Here is a 13,986-nt window from a genome sequence, read left to right as displayed (position 1 = left end):
CATGCGGCTCATCATGTAAGTAACCCTCATGAGCGAACGTACGACTTCTGCAAGTTGGACCCTGGGAATCGTCAAAACCCTGGAAATGGATGGCCTTGATTGTCGGGCGTTGTTCAAGCAACTCGGGCTCGACTATGGCGCCTTGGAGGATCCGGACGCGCGCTTTACCCAGGACTCGATGACCCGGCTCTGGCAGCGGGCCGTCGAGGTTTCCGGCAATCCGGCGATCGGTTTGAACATGGGCAAGGTGGTGCGCCCCGCGTCCTTTCATGTGGCCGGTTATGCACTGATGTCGAGTCGTACGCTGGCAGAGGGTTTTCAACGGCTGGTGCGCTATCAGCGGATCATTGCCGAAAGCGCTGATCTGAGCTTTCGCCTTCTACCTGAGGGTTATGCATTGATCCTTACCGTACATGGCGATCATCTGCCGCCCACCCGGCAAAGCGCCGAAGCCTCGCTGGCCTGTGCCCTGGCCCTGTGTGGCTGGCTGACGGGGCGGGTATTGCAGCCCCGCAAGGTGTTGCTGCAAGGGGAGCAACCATTGGACGTGCAGCCTTACAAGGAGATGTTCCATGCGCCCCTGGTGTTTGCCGCACCCTACGATGCGCTGATTTTTCTGCGCGCCGACATGGAAGCGCCACTGCCCACTGCCAATGAAGCCATGGCCTTGCTGCATGATCGGTTTGCCGGCGAATACCTGGCACGGTTCTCCGAGAGCCGAGTGACTCACAAGGCGCGGCAGGTATTGTGCCGTTTGCTGCCCCAGGGCGAGCCCAAGCGTGAGAGGGTGGCGCAGACCCTGCACCTGTCCCAGCGCACTCTGCAACGCCGCCTGCAGGAAGAGGGCACCAGTTTCCAGACCCTGCTCGACGATACGCGCCGTGAATTGGCCGAGCAGTACCTGGCGCAGCCGAACATGACCTTGCTGGAGATTGCCTATCTGCTGGGGTTTGCCGATCCGAGCAACTTCTTCCGTGCATTCCGTCGCTGGTTCGATGTCACGCCCGGTGAGTACCGGGCGCGGCTGCTGGAGATGCCAGTCTCGATCAATGACGCCAGAACGCCGGAATACACAGTACAAACACCGTGATGATTTCCAGTCGGCCCAGCAGCATCCCCAGGGACAGGATCCACTTGGCAGCGTCCGGCAGGGTGGAGAAATTGCCGGCCGGGCCAATGGTTTCTCCCAGACCCGGGCCCACCCCGGACACGGTGCTGGCGGCGCCGGTCAGGGCGGTCATCCAGTCCAGGCCCAGCAGCGACAGGGCCAGGGCAATCATGCAGATGGTGATGGCGAAGAAGAACGAGAAGGTCAGGATCGAACGGACGATTTCCTCATCCAGGCGATGACCGTTGTACTTCTGCTTGATCACCGCGCGCGGGTGGATCAGTTGATTGAGGTTGGCCTTGAGCAGGATGTAGGCGACCTGGAAACGGAAGATCTTGATCCCGCCGGCAGTCGATCCCGAACAGCCACCGACGAACCCCAGGTAGAAGAACAGCATCAGCGAGAAATTGCCCCACAGGCTGTAGTCACCCAGGGCAAAACCGGTGGTGGTGACCACCGAGGTCACGTTCAGTGCCACGTGGCGCAAGGCATCCAGCCAGTGCAGGTCGGTGGTCCACCAGTACCAGGTGCCGAGTACCAGCCAGGTCACTAGCAACAGTCCGAGCAAGCCTTGAACCTGCTGGTCCTTGATCAGCGCACGGCGGTTGCCGCGCAGGGTCGCCACGTACAGGGCGAAAGGCAGGCTGCCGAGGATCATCACCACGATCGCCACCCAGTGCACTGCTGGTTGTTTCCAGTGGGCCAGAGAGTCGTCGGAGGTGGAGAAACCGCCGGTGGAAATTGCCGACATGGCGTGGTTGATGGCGTCGAATACCGTCATGCCGGCCCACCAGAACGCCAGGCTGCCGAAGATGGTAATGCCGACATAGGTGGCGACGATCAGTCGCGCCACCATGTGTGAGCGAGGCATGACTTTCTCGGAGCGGTCCGAAGACTCGGTCTGGAACAGGCGCATGCCGCCGATGCGCAGCAGCGGCAGAATCGCCACCGCCATGCCGATGAAGCCGATCCCCCCCAGCCAGTGCAGCATCGAACGCCAGATCAGGATGCCCGGGGACATGCTGTCCAGGCCGCTGAGTACGGTGGCGCCGGTGGCGGTGATGCCGGACATGCTTTCAAAGAATGAATCGGTGTAGCTGATGTGCTGGGTCAGCAGGAACGGCAGGGCGGCAAAGATGCATACCACCAGCCAGCTTGAGACTGTCAGCAGGTACATGTCCCGCGGTCGCAAGTGAATGTGTTCGGGGCGCCCGGGAATCACCAGGGCCAGGCCGGCGATGAAGGTGATCATGCTGGCCCAGAGGAACGACGGCAGATCACCGGTGCGTTCGAAGATCACCAGTGTCGCCATGGGCACGACCATGGCGATGGCCAGGGTGATGAGGAAGATGCCGATGATGAAACCAATGATCCGTAAAGTCGGCAACGCCATGGGGTCCGCTCGGGGTGATAAAAGAAGGGCGCTCATTCTACCTGCGGTGCAGGGCATGTAAACCGGCACTCCGCCGGTTAGAATGGGCGGACTTTTTTTCAGGAGGTGGCCGATGGAGGCTCTCGACGCTTTGCTCAACCGTGTTTCCGTGCCTCGTCTGGTAGAGCCTGCACCTACCGCCGCACAGCGTGAGGTGTTGTTCAGCGCTGCCATGCGTGCGCCGGATCATGGTCAATTGCGCCCCTGGCGGTTTCTGACGGTCGAAGGCGAGGCCCGTCAGCAGTTGGGCGAGTTGCTGGCAGAAGCGGTACAGCAGGAGGCTGGCGAGGTGACTCCGGCCGCGTTGGACAAGGCCCGGGCGATGCCCTTGCGCGCGCCGCTGGTGGTTGTGGTGGTGGCCCGCTTGCAGGAGCACTTCAAGGTTCCCAAGTCCGAGCAGTTGCTGGCTGCGGGCTGTGCCGCCCATGGCATCCTGCTGGCGGCCTATGCCCAGGGCATCGGCGCGGTGTGGCGCACCGGCGAGTTGTCCTACTCGGCCCATGTGGCCAAGGGGCTGGGGTTGGCGGAAGGTGAAGAGATCATCGCCTTCCTGTATCTGGGGACGCCGTTGAACGAGCCAAGGGTCGCGGCGAAAGTCGATACCACCGAGTTCGTCAGCGCCTGGAGCGCCAAGGCCTGATCATTCCGGCCCGGTCTTGGGCTGCACCGTGGGCAAGCCCGTTTCTGCTCAATGGGGCAGAGGCGGCTTGCCCATGTTGCATTCATACCGGGGCCAGGGCACCAGGAACCAGGGGGAGTTCCAGGGTCGCGATAAAACCGTTCTGACTGTGATTGGCCAGTATCAGGCTGCCGCCATGGCGTTCTGCTGCGCGGCGGGCGATGGCCAGTCCCAGTCCATGACCTGATGTGTTTTGTCCCGGCGCGCGGAAGAAGGGTTCTCCCAACTGGTTCAGGTGTTCGGCATCCACGCCTGGGCCGTGATCACGCACGCTGATCAGGATTTTGTCGCCCTGGCGTTGAGCCAGGACTTCGATGGGTTGTCCCGCAGGGTTGAAGCGCTGAGCGTTGCGCAACAGGTTGTCCATGGCCCGTTCGAGCATGGTCGGCCAGCCGCGCAGGCTCAATTGCGCTTGGGCATCGATCTGCACCGGCTGTTCGGGGCAGGCCAGTTGCGCGTCTTTTTGCAGGGTCAGCAGCAAGGCGTTGAGGTCGACTTCTTCGGCACTGGCATTGTCCGCATCGACGCGGGCCAGTACCAGGATTTCGCTGATCAGGGCTTCCAGGCGGTCACATTCACGGGTCAGCCGAGGCCAGAGTTTTTCCCGCTCTTCGGGAGCGGCCCGCTCCGCCAGCGCCAAGGCGATGCGCAGGCGTGCCAGGGGTGAACGCAATTCGTGGGAAACATCCCGGAGCAGTTGGCGTTGGCTACCGATCAGGCTCTGCAGGCGTGACCCCATGCGATTGAAGTCCCGAGCCAGGACCCCGAATTCATCACGGCGGTTGGCCAGGCGCGCCAGGCTGTTCTGCTGATAAATGGCCTGGCCCAGGTCGTGGACGGCCCCGCGCAAACGGCTCAGGGGACGGGTGATGGACAGCGTCACCAACAAGCTGAACAGCGTCAGCACCACCAGGGCAATGGCCAGGGCACTGAGGGGCCAGGTCAGGCTGTCGCGATGCCAGGCATCCAGTTCCGGGTGTGGGATGCGATAGATGAACAGGTAGGTGTCACTGGTTTTCGGACTGGTGTATTCCGCTGTCAGGCGGCGCCAGGGCAGGTGCCGGTCGTCATTGTTCTGCCGGGCCTCGAACGCCGCGGCGCGGCGTGGGAAAGTCCCGCGGACCACCGGGTCCCCGCTCTCATTGAGTACCTGCACGTCAATGTGGTACTGACGCTTGCGCTGCTGGAGGATGTCCTGGGCGGCGTCCTCGCCTTGGGTCTCGTAGGTTTGCGTCCACTCTTCGGCAAGACTGTTGAGACCTGGATGACGACTGAGAATCCAGGCGTCCTGATTGAGCATGTGCCCGAGCAGGATCGATAGCCCTGCAACCAGGGTGATGGCCAGCCAGAAGCTGGCCAGGATGCGCCAGAACAATGAACGCACAGGAACTCCTCGAACGCAGAAAGCCCAGTGGGGGGAGGCCACTGGGCTAGGGGTGAAAGCTAAAACATTATTGCGCTTTTTGCGGTTGTTGCGCCTTCCACTCTTTGAACTGCGCCCACTCGGCGCGACGTTCCTGTTGTTTCTTTACCATGGCGTCGAACTCTTTCTGCTGGTCAGGCTTGAGCAGGGCGCGGATGTCGGCCTGGGTTTTCTGCTGCTTGGCGGCCTGTTCGTCTTTCATGGCTTTCTGGTCGGCCGGGGAGAGTTTCTCCAGGTATTTCTCTACGAGCGCTTTGCGTTCGTGCATTTGCTCGCCCATCAGCTTGCCGATCTGCTGGCGCTGCTCGCGGCTCAGGTCCAGTTGGCTGAAGAGGCCTTTGCCGCGCATGTGTTCGCTGTGCCGAGGGCCGTCCATTGGGCCCATCGGGCCGTTGCCTTCAGGCATGGCCATGGCCACGGTCGGCAGAGCGGCGGCGAACATCAAAGCGATCAGGGTCTTGCGCATGGTGTGTCTCCTTGTCTCGTTCCCGGTGAGTTCCGGATGAGCTCAGGTTACGCAGATCAAGGTCAGCGGCGGTCAGCGGAGGGTAAAGCTTGGGTAAAGACAAGAATCCCTGGACCTGACAAATTTCCGTCGCGGCAACGCAGGCAGGCCCCAGGGTTTGTTTACAGGCTGTAGTAGTAGCCGCGGCTGCGCAGGGCAACGATCCGCGGGCGGCCGTCAGGATGGGGGCCGATCTTTTTGCGCAGGTTACTGACGTGCATGTCCAGGCTGCGGTCATACAGGGTCAGCTTGCGGCCCAGGGCAATCTGCGCCAGCTCCTGCTTGTCCAGGGGTTCGCCCGGTTGCTTGAGCAGGGCCTCGAGCAGTCGACTTTCGGAGACCGTCAGGGTTATGTCCTGCTCATCAATGGTGGCTACGCCACGAATCGGGCTGAAGCACAGGTCGCCCAGCTCCATCTGGCTGGAGGTTGCCACCGGGTGGCTGCGGCGCAGCACGGCACGCAAGCGGGCGGTGAGCTCGCGAGGGTCGCACGGCTTGGCCAGGTAGTCGTCAGCGCCCAGTTCCAGGCCGAGGATGCGGTCCAGCGGTTCGCCACGGGCTGAAAGCATCAGCACCGGCAGGTCGGGATGGTCGTTGCGCAATTGCTTGAGCAGTTCCAGGCCACTGCCGTCGGGCAACATCACGTCCAGTACCACGGCTGCCGGCGCGGTTTCGGCCAGCGCCCGGCGTGCGCTCAGTCCATCGTGACAGGCCCGCACCAGAAAGCCTTCCTGGCTCAGCCAACTGCTCAGGAGCTCGCACAGCTCCTGGTCATCATCAATCAGTAACAGGTCGCTCATGAATCACTCAATTTAGCCATTGTCGACGCTTGCGGTGTCCGCCACTGGCAAAGATACCGCAGAGCAGGGCGATGAGGGCCACTCCGCCGCCGGTCACGAACCATTGTTGCTGGTCGGTCATCAGAGGTGGCGCCGGGTTGGCCTGGGTCTCTTTGAGTTGTAGCTTGAGGCGCTGATTATCTTGGCGCAAGCGGGTCAGCTGGGCGCTTTCCCGTTCGGCATCGGCACTTTGCAGTTGTTTGCTCAATTCATCACGCAGGCGCTCGCTTTCTTTCAAGCGTTGCTGCAACTCGGTGATCTGACTGCCGGCGCTCAGGGAGAGCGGCGTCGAATGACCGGATTCCTGAGTTTCCTCGGCAAGGGCCGGAGCCCCGATCGACAACATGACCAACAGCAGGCACAGCGGACCTTGGCGCATCGAAACTCCTGATTCCAATCGAGTGTTGGGCAGGTTGTCGGCCGTCAAACGAGAATAATGAGCGATTGAGAACGTGATGACCGGTGAAGGTTCATCACGTCTCGGAGGATTTACGGCAGGACTTGCTTGAACGGTTTGACCAGCACGCTGGCGTAGACGCCGGCAGCTACATAAGGGTCGGCGTCGGCCCAGGCCTGGGCAGCGCTCAGGGAGTCGAACTGGGCGACAATCAGGCTGCCACTGAAACCGGCTGCGCCAGGATCATTGCTGTCCACGGCCGGGTGTGGGCCGGCCAATACCACGCGCCCCTCGGCCTGGAGTTGCTGCAGGCGCTCCAGGTGCGCCGGGCGCGCGGCCAGGCGGTTTTCCAGGGAGTTGGCGACGTCTGTGGCAATGATTGCGTAAAGCATGTCAGTCCTCGGCTTTCGGGGTAGTGGGATCGGTGTCATGCAGGTGGCGCGACAGGTAGATGCCCTGGCCCACCAGGAACAGTACGGTCATGCCCAGGCTGCCGAAGACCTTGAAGTCGACCCAGATGCTCTGGAAGGTAAAGGCAACGAACAGGTTGGCGGCACCGCAAAACAGGAAGAAGGCGATCCAGGCGATGTTCAGGCGGGTCCACACCGGATCCGGCAGGGTCAGGGCGTGGCCCATGATGCGCTTGATCAGCAGGCGGTCACCGATGAAATGGCTGCCGATGAAGGCCAGAGCGAATAGCCAGTTGACCACCGGGGCCTTCCACTTGAGGAAGGTTTCGCTGTGGAAGGCCAGGGTCAGGCTGCCGAAGACCAGGCAGGCGATCAGGGTCAGCCACTGGCTTTTTTCCAGCCTGCGCTGGGAAATGAACAGTGCGCCATAGACCACCAGGGAGCTGATGATCAGCACCGCCGTGGCACTGTAGATGCCGCCCACAGTGACTTCGTGACCGGCAAGGTCGACGACGCGGGGATCGATTTTGTAGACGATGAAAAACAGGAACAGCGGGATGAAGTCGATGAATTGTTTCACAGTGGCAGCCAGAAGCAGGATGTGGCGGCATAATAACAAACATCCTTGGTAGCGAAAGCGCCAGCTGACTTGAGGTTTTATCGTCCTGTGAATGTTGATTTGCACTGCCATAGCACGGCTTCCGACGGCGCCCTGGCGCCCGCGGTTCTGGTTGCGCGGGCGTTTGAGCGAGGCGTGCGAGTCCTGGCCCTGACCGATCATGACACCCTCGAAGGCCTGGCTGAGGCCCGCCAAGCGGCGAACGCCCTGGGCATGCAGTTGGTCAACGGCGTTGAGTTGTCCTGTACCTGGGGCGGCGCGACCATCCATGTCCTGGGCTACGGTTTCGACACTCAGGCCCCGGCGCTGGTGCAGGCCATTGCCAAATTGCACGACGGACGCTGGCTGCGCTCCGAGGAAATAAGCCGCAAGTTGGCCCTCAAGGGGATGCCGGGAGCGCTGGAAGGTGCCCGGGCGATCCAGCAGGAACTCGGCGACAGCGGCAATGCACCGGCGCGGCCGCACTTTGCCGACTACCTGGTGCGCGCCGGTTTTGTGAAGGACCGTGCCGAAGCGTTCCGCAAATGGCTGGGCGCCGGCAAGCTGGGGGACGTCAAGCAGCACTGGCCGACCCTGGAAGAGACCGTGGCCACGCTGCGCGAGGCGGGTGCCTGGGTCAGCCTGGCCCATCCCTGGCATTACGATTTCACCCGCAGCAAGCGTCGCCGGCTGATTGCCGACTATATTCAAGCCGGTGGTCATGCCATAGAAGTGGTCAATGGCCACCAACCTGCAGAGCAAGTGGGCAGTTTGGCTATCCTTGCTCGTGAATTCGGACTGCTGGTCAGCGCCGGCAGTGACTTTCATGGTCCAGGAGGCTGGTCCGAGATCGGCGAATATCGCCCGGTTCCGGAGGACTTGCCGCCGCTATGGTGTCGGTTCAAACATGACCCAATTATTGCCGCCTGAACAGGTAGAGACAGTGAGTCAATTTTTCCAGATCCACCCGGAAAACCCGCAGCCGCGCCTGATCAAGCAGGCCGTCGAGATTATTCGCGGCGGTGGCGTGGTGATCTATCCCACGGACTCTTCATACGCCGTCGGTTGCCAGATGGGCGACAAGGGTGCGATCGAGAGGGTGCGGCGCTTGCGCCAGTTGGACGACAAGCACAACTTCGCGTTGATCTGCAGCGACCTTTCGCAGTTGGGCCTGTTTGCCAAGATCGATACCGGTACGTTCCGCCTGCTCAAGGCGCATGTGCCGGGTCCGTACACCTTCATCCTCAATGCCACCCGCGAAGTGCCGCGTTTGCTGCTGCATCCCAAGCGCCGCACCATCGGCCTGCGGGTGCCGAGCAATCCAATCGCCCTGGCGCTGCTGGCCGAGCTCGGCGAGCCGCTGATGAGTGTCAGTCTGATCATGCCTGGCGATACCGAAGCCCTCAGCGACCCCTATGAAATGCGCCAACTGCTGGAGCATCAGGTTGACCTGATCATTGACGGCGGCTTCGGCAGCACCGAGTCCTCCACGGTGATCAGTCTTGCCGACGGTGAACCTGAGCTGATCCGTGCGGGTTGCGGCGATCCTGCGCCGTTCATGGTCGAGGCCTAGATGTCCGCAGTAGAAACCGTCGACGAGCAGGCCGGCGCCCAGCAGGAGTTGCCATTCGCCATGGTCTACGGCCAGGCGGTGATGGAAATGCCCCTGGACCTGTACATCCCCCCGGATGCCCTGGAAGTCTTCCTCGAAGCTTTCGAAGGCCCGCTGGACCTGTTGCTGTACCTGATCCGCAAGCAGAACATCAACATCCTCGACATTCCGGTGGCGGAAATCACTCGCCAGTATATGGGCTATGTGGAGTTGATGCAGTCCGTGCGCCTGGAGCTGGCCGCCGAGTACCTGGTGATGGCGGCGATGCTGGCCGAGATCAAGTCGCGGATGCTCTTGCCGCGTTCCGCCGAGGTCGAGCAGGAAGAGGATGATCCTCGGGCTGAACTGATCCGCCGTCTGCAAGAGTACGAGCGCTTCAAGGCTGCCGCCGAAGGCATCGACGGCCTGAGTCGGGTTGGCCGTGACGTGGTGGTGCCCAAGCTTGATGCGCCAGAGGCCCGGGCGCGCAAGCTGTTGCCGGATGTCGCCCTGGAAGAGTTGCTGATGTCCATGGCCGAAGTTCTGCGTCGAGGCGACATGTTCGAAAGCCATCAGGTCAGCCGCGAGGCCCTGTCCACTCGCGAGCGCATGAGCGATGTACTGGAGCGGCTCAAGGGGGGCGGTTTCGTACCCTTTGTCGAGTTGTTCACCGCTGAAGAAGGGCGCCTGGGTGTGGTGGTGACTTTCATGGCGATCCTCGAACTGGTCAAGGAATCCCTGGTCGAGCTGGTGCAGAATGAGCCCTTTGCGGCCATCCATGTACGGGCGCGAGCCGAATAACGAGCTTAAATCATGAATTTGAATGAACCCCGCGAGCTGGCGTCCCTGCTCGAAGCCTTTCTGTTGGCCTCGGGAAAACCCCAGTCCCTGGAACGCCTGTTCGAGCTCTTCGAAGAAGCCGAACGGCCGGATCCGGCGGTTTTCAAGAAGGCCCTGACCCTGCTCGGCAAGTCCTGCGAGGGGCGCGCCTTTGAGCTCAAGGAAGTGGCTTCGGGGTATCGCCTGCAGATCCGCGAGAAATTCTCCCCTTGGGTGGGGCGCTTGTGGGAAGAACGGCCCCAGCGTTATTCCCGCGCCATGCTGGAGACCATGGCCCTGATCGCCTACCGCCAGCCCATTACCCGGGGCGAGATCGAGGATGTGCGCGGCGTGGCGGTCAACAGCCACATCGTCAAGACCCTGCTGGAACGCGAGTGGATTCGTGTGGTGGGCTATCGCGACGTGCCGGGCAAGCCGGCGATGTTCGCCACCACCAAGGCTTTTCTCGATCACTTCAACCTGAAGAACCTCGACGACCTGCCACCCCTGGCCGAGCTTCGCGAGATTGAGGTCGAGCCGGTACTGGAGTTCGACGACGTTCCGGTGCCCGAGCACCTGCAGCAACTGGCCGACGCCAGCGCCGAACCGGAAGAGCCCAAGGAGGAAACCAGCTTCCACACCTTGCTGCTGGAGCTGGACTCGATGGAGGAGGGGATCAAGACCGACTTCGACGACCTGCACCGTGAGGGCGCGCCGGATGCGGTGGATGATCTCGCTGTCGAGCCGCAGCTGCAGCCCCAGGCAATGGTCGATGATGGCGTCGCCGTATCCTTGCCGTCGCTGTCGGACGAGTACGAGGCAAGCCGGTGGCCGGAAGACGATCAGGATGAGGTAGCCGACGCTGCGATCGAGCCTGAGGATGAGTCGCCGGTGGAAGCTGAGGACGATGTGCTCGGGGTGGCCGAGGCCCGGGCCAGGTTGTTGGCCGCCGTGGCTGCGCTGGAGCCGGCAGCCGCCGAGTTGAGTGAAGAAGAGGCTGAAGCCCTGGCACTGGCCGAGGCCATCGAGAGTGAACGCCGCCTGCTGGACGACTGACCCGCAAGAGGCCAGCTTGTGTAGGAGCTGGCTTGCCAGCGAAGGCGCCAGCCGCCTCACCACAAGGCTCAAGCCCCCCTTCGCCCCCTTCGCCGGCAAGCCGGCTCCTACAGGGATTGGCGCCACGGATGACGCCACAGATTGGCGGAAAAAAGCCTGGGTCGCGACTTATCGACTAGTCTGTGATGCGCAACCGCCGCCATGAGCGTATGATTCGCGACCCTTTGGCGATCCCTTCGCCATAGACTCTGTTTTTTACCCTTCAGGCTACTCAAGCCTGAAGCGACACACCGGGAGGTGCCCAGATGAGCGATACCGATCAGAACGACCAGGAAATCCGTCCAGCCGGCGAGAAACTGCAGAAAGTCCTCGCCCGCATCGGCGTCGGCTCGCGCCGCGACGTCGAGTCCTGGATCAGCCAGGGCCGCATCAAGGTCAACGGCAAAGAGGCCACCCTGGGCCTGCGCGTCGACCTGCATGACGCCATTTCCATCGATGGCAAGGTGATCAAGCGCGAAGAGGCTGCCGAATCGGTACGCCGCGTGATCATGTACAACAAGCCCGACGGCGAGATCTGCACCCGTGACGACCCGGAAGGCCGTCCGACCGTATTCGACAAGCTGCCGCGCCCGAAAGAAGGCCGCTGGATCAACATCGGCCGCCTGGACATCAACACCACCGGTTTGCTGATGTTCACCACCGACGGTGAGTTGGCCAACCGCCTGATGCACCCGTCCTATGAAATGGACCGTGAGTACGCCGTGCGCGTGCGTGGTGAAGTCGACGACGAGATGATTGAGCGCCTCAAGGCTGGCGTCATGCTCGAAGACGGCCCGGCCAAGTTCACCGACATCAAGCAGGCGCCCGGTGGCGAAGGTTTCAACCACTGGTACCACTGCGTGGTGATGGAAGGTCGTAACCGTGAAGTACGTCGCCTGTGGGAGTCCCAGGGCCTGGTGGTCAGCCGCCTGAAGCGCGTGCGCTTCGGCCCGGTATTCCTCAACTCCGACCTGCCCATGGGCCGCTGGCGCGAAATGAGCCAGTACGAAGTCGACATCCTCAGTGCTGAGGTTGGCTTGACCCCTGTGGCGATGCCGCAACTCAACGCCAAGTCCAAGGACAAGCTGGAGCGCATGCAGCGTAAATCTTCGCGTCCAGTGGGCAAGAGCGAGCGCGTGCGCACCCTGCGTCCGGCCAACGGCACCCCAACTACATCGCGTGCACCTCGTGAGCCGCAGATCGAAGGCGAGCGCCCAGGGCGCAAGCCTGCGGCCCGTCAGGACGGCGAGCGCGGTTCCCGTGCACCGCGGCCGGCAACCGGTCGTGGCACGCCAGTGGCCGATCGTCCGGCGGACACCAAGCGCCCGGCCAAGCCGGCGCCGAAGTCCAAGCGTCCAAGCCTGGTGCTGGACAAGGATGCGCCATCCGGCAAGCGTCGCGGCGCTCCAGCCGGTAGCGGCCAGCGTCCTGGCTTTGGTCGCCGCAAGCCGGAGTAAATCCCGGTCGGTGCACAAGAACGCCAACCCACGGGTTGGCGTTTTTTTTGCCTGGTGGTTCGTAGGAGCCGGCTTGCCGATGAATAGTCAGCAGGACTGCGGACTGCTTTCGCCGGCGACCGGCTCTTGCCGCGGAGGCTAGAAGGCGAACTGGCCGTCGAACACTGGCTTGTTGTCCACCGCCAGTACCCCGGCGCTGAAGATCAGGTCCAGATGATGGCTGCCCTTGGCTCCACCGCCCAGGCCGAGGTGCAGGCCGCAGTGACGCTCTTCAAAACCGGAGTTGCGTCCATACAAGGACTTGATGCCCTCGTTGGTGCCGATCCCCAGCTCCTCGATGCGCCGATTCGACGGGTTGGCATCCAGGTACTTGTTGAAATCAGTGGCCAGTCCAGGGACTTCGGTCGCCACCTGGCGGATGCTCGAATTCTCGATCCACAGCTCCAGTGGCGTTTGCAGCACCCCGTACTTGCGGGCAAACGGAATGGTGCTGAGGAAGGTGCCGAGAAATCGCACATGGCCATTGATCGCCTCGCTGTGGGTGGCGATTTCACCTGGCGCCAGGTCGTAATTGCCCACGCCGTTGATGTCGGTCCACTTCTTCACGCTATTGAGTGGTGCTTCGAAATACGAGCCCTGAGGGTCGCTGAAACTCAGGGTGCCGGCCTGGGACAAGCGCCGGATCAGGGTCGCATTGAGGTCGGCGATCCGCTGCGGCTCGATGCTGAAGGTATCGTAGAAGTACTCGCCGTAATCCTTGAACAATAGGGATTTTTTCCAGTGCTCGGCCATCAGCCCATGCAGCGGTCGGAGAAATTCCGGGCCATCTGGGCGCGGCTGAGGCAGGGTCGAGGAGTCATAGAAAAAGATGTACAGGTCACAGTCGATAATTGCCTGGGCCAGGCTCTCGGCAGGCTCCAGATCAAGGCGCAGGGCGCTGACCGCCAGTGGCGTGGACTGGCGGGATTGTTCGATGATGGCGCGGCTCATGGCCTGATACTCGGCGGTATGGCCGATCACTACCTTCGACGGCTGGGTGTTGCTCAGGGCCGGGTGACGTTCGAGGTAGTACAGGAAATGGCGGATGGCGCGGGTCTGGTCCATAAAACCTCCCTGGAGGACAAAAATGACCGGGGCAGGCGCAGGGCCTGCTCCGGTCCGGGCGCCTTACATCGGCCACATCGCCGTGCCGAACGGAACCACCGCGTCAGCCTGCATCATTTCCACTGCGGCATCATGGGTTGTCACTTCGAACCAATCGTCCAGTTGCAGCTCGGTTTCCAGGTCTTGTTCCAGTGTTTGCATGGTGACTCTCCTAGATGACATTGCGCATTGCAGTCCATTGGCGGAACAGATCAACAGCGGCGAACGGGATGGTTGCGAGTGCTGTCAGCCGTTCCTCGGGCTTGCCGGATATTGGATCCGGCAAGTGGCTGGAAACCTAGTCCAGGGCATTTTGAAGTGCAAAAAAATAATTAGATTATTTTCTACTGAACTTTATTTTCTATTTTGATGCTGGAAAATTTATTGCCGGAAAACAAAAAGCTAAGGCTTTGCGCTCGCATTGGAGTGGTCGGCGTCAATTTGTAGTCTGTCGTTGAGTGGATCTGTTTTGGCAATTTTATGTTACGCA

16 protein-coding genes are annotated in these 13,986 nt (G+C 61.7%); 7 read left to right on the top strand and 9 right to left on the bottom strand.

What is annotated here, in order from left to right:
- Positions 1-28 precede the first annotated feature (28 nt).
- A complete protein-coding gene (locus GV819_RS04310) occupies positions 29-1,090 on the top strand; it encodes an AraC family transcriptional regulator (RefSeq protein ID WP_161753814.1) in 1,062 nt (353 codons plus the stop codon).
- Here GV819_RS04310 and GV819_RS04305 read toward each other — a convergent pair.
- Entirely contained in the window at positions 1,047-2,501 is a 1,455-nt protein-coding gene (locus GV819_RS04305; protein ID WP_161753812.1) for a TrkH family potassium uptake protein, read from the bottom strand. The two genes, GV819_RS04310 and GV819_RS04305, sit on opposite strands and share 44 nt — an antisense overlap.
- A 112-nt stretch (positions 2,502-2,613) precedes the next feature.
- Here GV819_RS04305 and GV819_RS04300 point away from each other — a divergent pair, with 112 nt between their 5' ends.
- Positions 2,614-3,180, top strand: a complete 567-nt coding sequence (locus GV819_RS04300; protein ID WP_161753810.1) for an NAD(P)H nitroreductase — start codon at positions 2,614-2,616, stop codon at positions 3,178-3,180.
- 82 nt (positions 3,181-3,262) lie between these two features.
- Here GV819_RS04300 and GV819_RS04295 read toward each other — a convergent pair whose 3' ends face one another.
- From GV819_RS04295 to GV819_RS04270, 6 genes are all read right to left on the bottom strand, one after another.
- Positions 3,263-4,603, bottom strand: coding sequence for a sensor histidine kinase (locus GV819_RS04295; protein WP_161753808.1), 1,341 nt, complete (start codon positions 4,601-4,603; stop codon positions 3,263-3,265).
- A 67-nt stretch (positions 4,604-4,670) separates the two neighbouring features.
- Positions 4,671-5,108, bottom strand: a complete 438-nt coding sequence (locus GV819_RS04290; protein ID WP_161753806.1) for an LTXXQ domain protein — start codon at positions 5,106-5,108, stop codon at positions 4,671-4,673.
- 161 nt (positions 5,109-5,269) lie between these two features.
- Positions 5,270-5,947 carry a response regulator transcription factor gene (locus GV819_RS04285; RefSeq protein ID WP_161753804.1) on the bottom strand — a complete coding sequence of 226 codons (678 nt, stop codon included), beginning with the start codon at positions 5,945-5,947 and terminating at the stop codon, positions 5,270-5,272.
- A gap of 7 nt (positions 5,948-5,954) precedes the next feature.
- Positions 5,955-6,365, bottom strand: a complete 411-nt coding sequence (locus GV819_RS04280; protein WP_161753802.1) for a translation initiation factor 2 — start codon at positions 6,363-6,365, stop codon at positions 5,955-5,957.
- Positions 6,366-6,475: 110 nt separating this feature from the next.
- Positions 6,476-6,775, bottom strand: coding sequence for a YciI family protein (locus GV819_RS04275; RefSeq protein WP_161753801.1), 300 nt, complete (start codon positions 6,773-6,775; stop codon positions 6,476-6,478).
- Position 6,776: 1 nt separating this feature from the next.
- Positions 6,777-7,373: a septation protein A gene (locus GV819_RS04270; protein WP_161753799.1), complete on the bottom strand. Its 597-nt coding sequence runs from the start codon at positions 7,371-7,373 to the stop codon at positions 6,777-6,779.
- A gap of 87 nt (positions 7,374-7,460) precedes the next feature.
- Between GV819_RS04270 and GV819_RS04265 the strand changes: the two genes are divergently transcribed.
- The 5 genes from GV819_RS04265 (at position 7,461) to rluB (ending at position 12,353) form a co-directional block, all read left to right on the top strand.
- Positions 7,461-8,321 carry a PHP domain-containing protein gene (locus tag GV819_RS04265; protein WP_161753797.1) on the top strand — a complete coding sequence of 287 codons (861 nt, stop codon included), beginning with the start codon at positions 7,461-7,463 and terminating at the stop codon, positions 8,319-8,321.
- Positions 8,322-8,334: 13 nt separating this feature from the next.
- Complete coding sequence (locus tag GV819_RS04260; protein WP_161753795.1) at positions 8,335-8,964, top strand: L-threonylcarbamoyladenylate synthase; 630 nt, start codon at positions 8,335-8,337, stop codon at positions 8,962-8,964.
- 120 nt (positions 8,965-9,084) lie between these two features.
- Positions 9,085-9,783, top strand: coding sequence for a segregation and condensation protein A (locus GV819_RS04255; RefSeq protein WP_178124775.1), 699 nt, complete (start codon positions 9,085-9,087; stop codon positions 9,781-9,783).
- 12 nt (positions 9,784-9,795) lie between these two features.
- Positions 9,796-10,857 (top strand): SMC-Scp complex subunit ScpB, encoded by a 1,062-nt coding sequence (gene scpB / locus GV819_RS04250; protein ID WP_161753791.1) that lies wholly within the window; start codon positions 9,796-9,798, stop codon positions 10,855-10,857.
- 305 nt (positions 10,858-11,162) lie between these two features.
- The gene (gene rluB, locus GV819_RS04245) at positions 11,163-12,353 is read left to right on the top strand and encodes a 23S rRNA pseudouridine(2605) synthase RluB (RefSeq protein WP_161753790.1); all 1,191 of its coding nucleotides are present in this window, start codon (positions 11,163-11,165) and stop codon (positions 12,351-12,353) included.
- A gap of 138 nt (positions 12,354-12,491) precedes the next feature.
- Here rluB and GV819_RS04240 read toward each other — a convergent pair whose 3' ends face one another.
- Positions 12,492-13,457 carry a leucyl aminopeptidase gene (locus tag GV819_RS04240; RefSeq protein ID WP_161753789.1) on the bottom strand — a complete coding sequence of 322 codons (966 nt, stop codon included), beginning with the start codon at positions 13,455-13,457 and terminating at the stop codon, positions 12,492-12,494.
- 63 nt (positions 13,458-13,520) lie between these two features.
- On the bottom strand, positions 13,521-13,658 hold the full coding sequence (locus GV819_RS32910) for a hypothetical protein (protein ID WP_178124747.1): 138 nt from the start codon (positions 13,656-13,658) through the stop codon (positions 13,521-13,523).
- Positions 13,659-13,986 lie beyond the last annotated feature (328 nt).

It is taken from the genome of Pseudomonas sp. Fl5BN2 (assembly GCF_009908205.1).
Lineage (GTDB): Bacteria > Pseudomonadota > Gammaproteobacteria > Pseudomonadales > Pseudomonadaceae > Aquipseudomonas.
This window is presented reverse-complemented; position numbering and strand designations above follow the sequence as displayed.

Coding starts and splice junctions, on each gene's coding strand:
- GV819_RS04310 (WP_161753814.1), top strand. CDS start 29: ATGAGCGAACGTACGACTTCTGCAAGTTGGACCCTGGGAATCGTCAAA.
- GV819_RS04305 (WP_161753812.1), bottom strand. CDS start 2,501: ATGGCGTTGCCGACTTTACGGATCATTGGTTTCATCATCGGCATCTTC.
- GV819_RS04300 (WP_161753810.1), top strand. CDS start 2,614: ATGGAGGCTCTCGACGCTTTGCTCAACCGTGTTTCCGTGCCTCGTCTG.
- GV819_RS04290 (WP_161753806.1), bottom strand. CDS start 5,108: ATGCGCAAGACCCTGATCGCTTTGATGTTCGCCGCCGCTCTGCCGACC.
- GV819_RS04285 (WP_161753804.1), bottom strand. CDS start 5,947: ATGAGCGACCTGTTACTGATTGATGATGACCAGGAGCTGTGCGAGCTC.
- GV819_RS04280 (WP_161753802.1), bottom strand. CDS start 6,365: ATGCGCCAAGGTCCGCTGTGCCTGCTGTTGGTCATGTTGTCGATCGGG.
- GV819_RS04275 (WP_161753801.1), bottom strand. CDS start 6,775: ATGCTTTACGCAATCATTGCCACAGACGTCGCCAACTCCCTGGAAAAC.
- scpB (WP_161753791.1), top strand. CDS start 9,796: ATGAATTTGAATGAACCCCGCGAGCTGGCGTCCCTGCTCGAAGCCTTT.
- rluB (WP_161753790.1), top strand. CDS start 11,163: ATGAGCGATACCGATCAGAACGACCAGGAAATCCGTCCAGCCGGCGAG.
- GV819_RS04240 (WP_161753789.1), bottom strand. CDS start 13,457: ATGGACCAGACCCGCGCCATCCGCCATTTCCTGTACTACCTCGAACGT.
- GV819_RS32910 (WP_178124747.1), bottom strand. CDS start 13,658: ATGCAAACACTGGAACAAGACCTGGAAACCGAGCTGCAACTGGACGAT.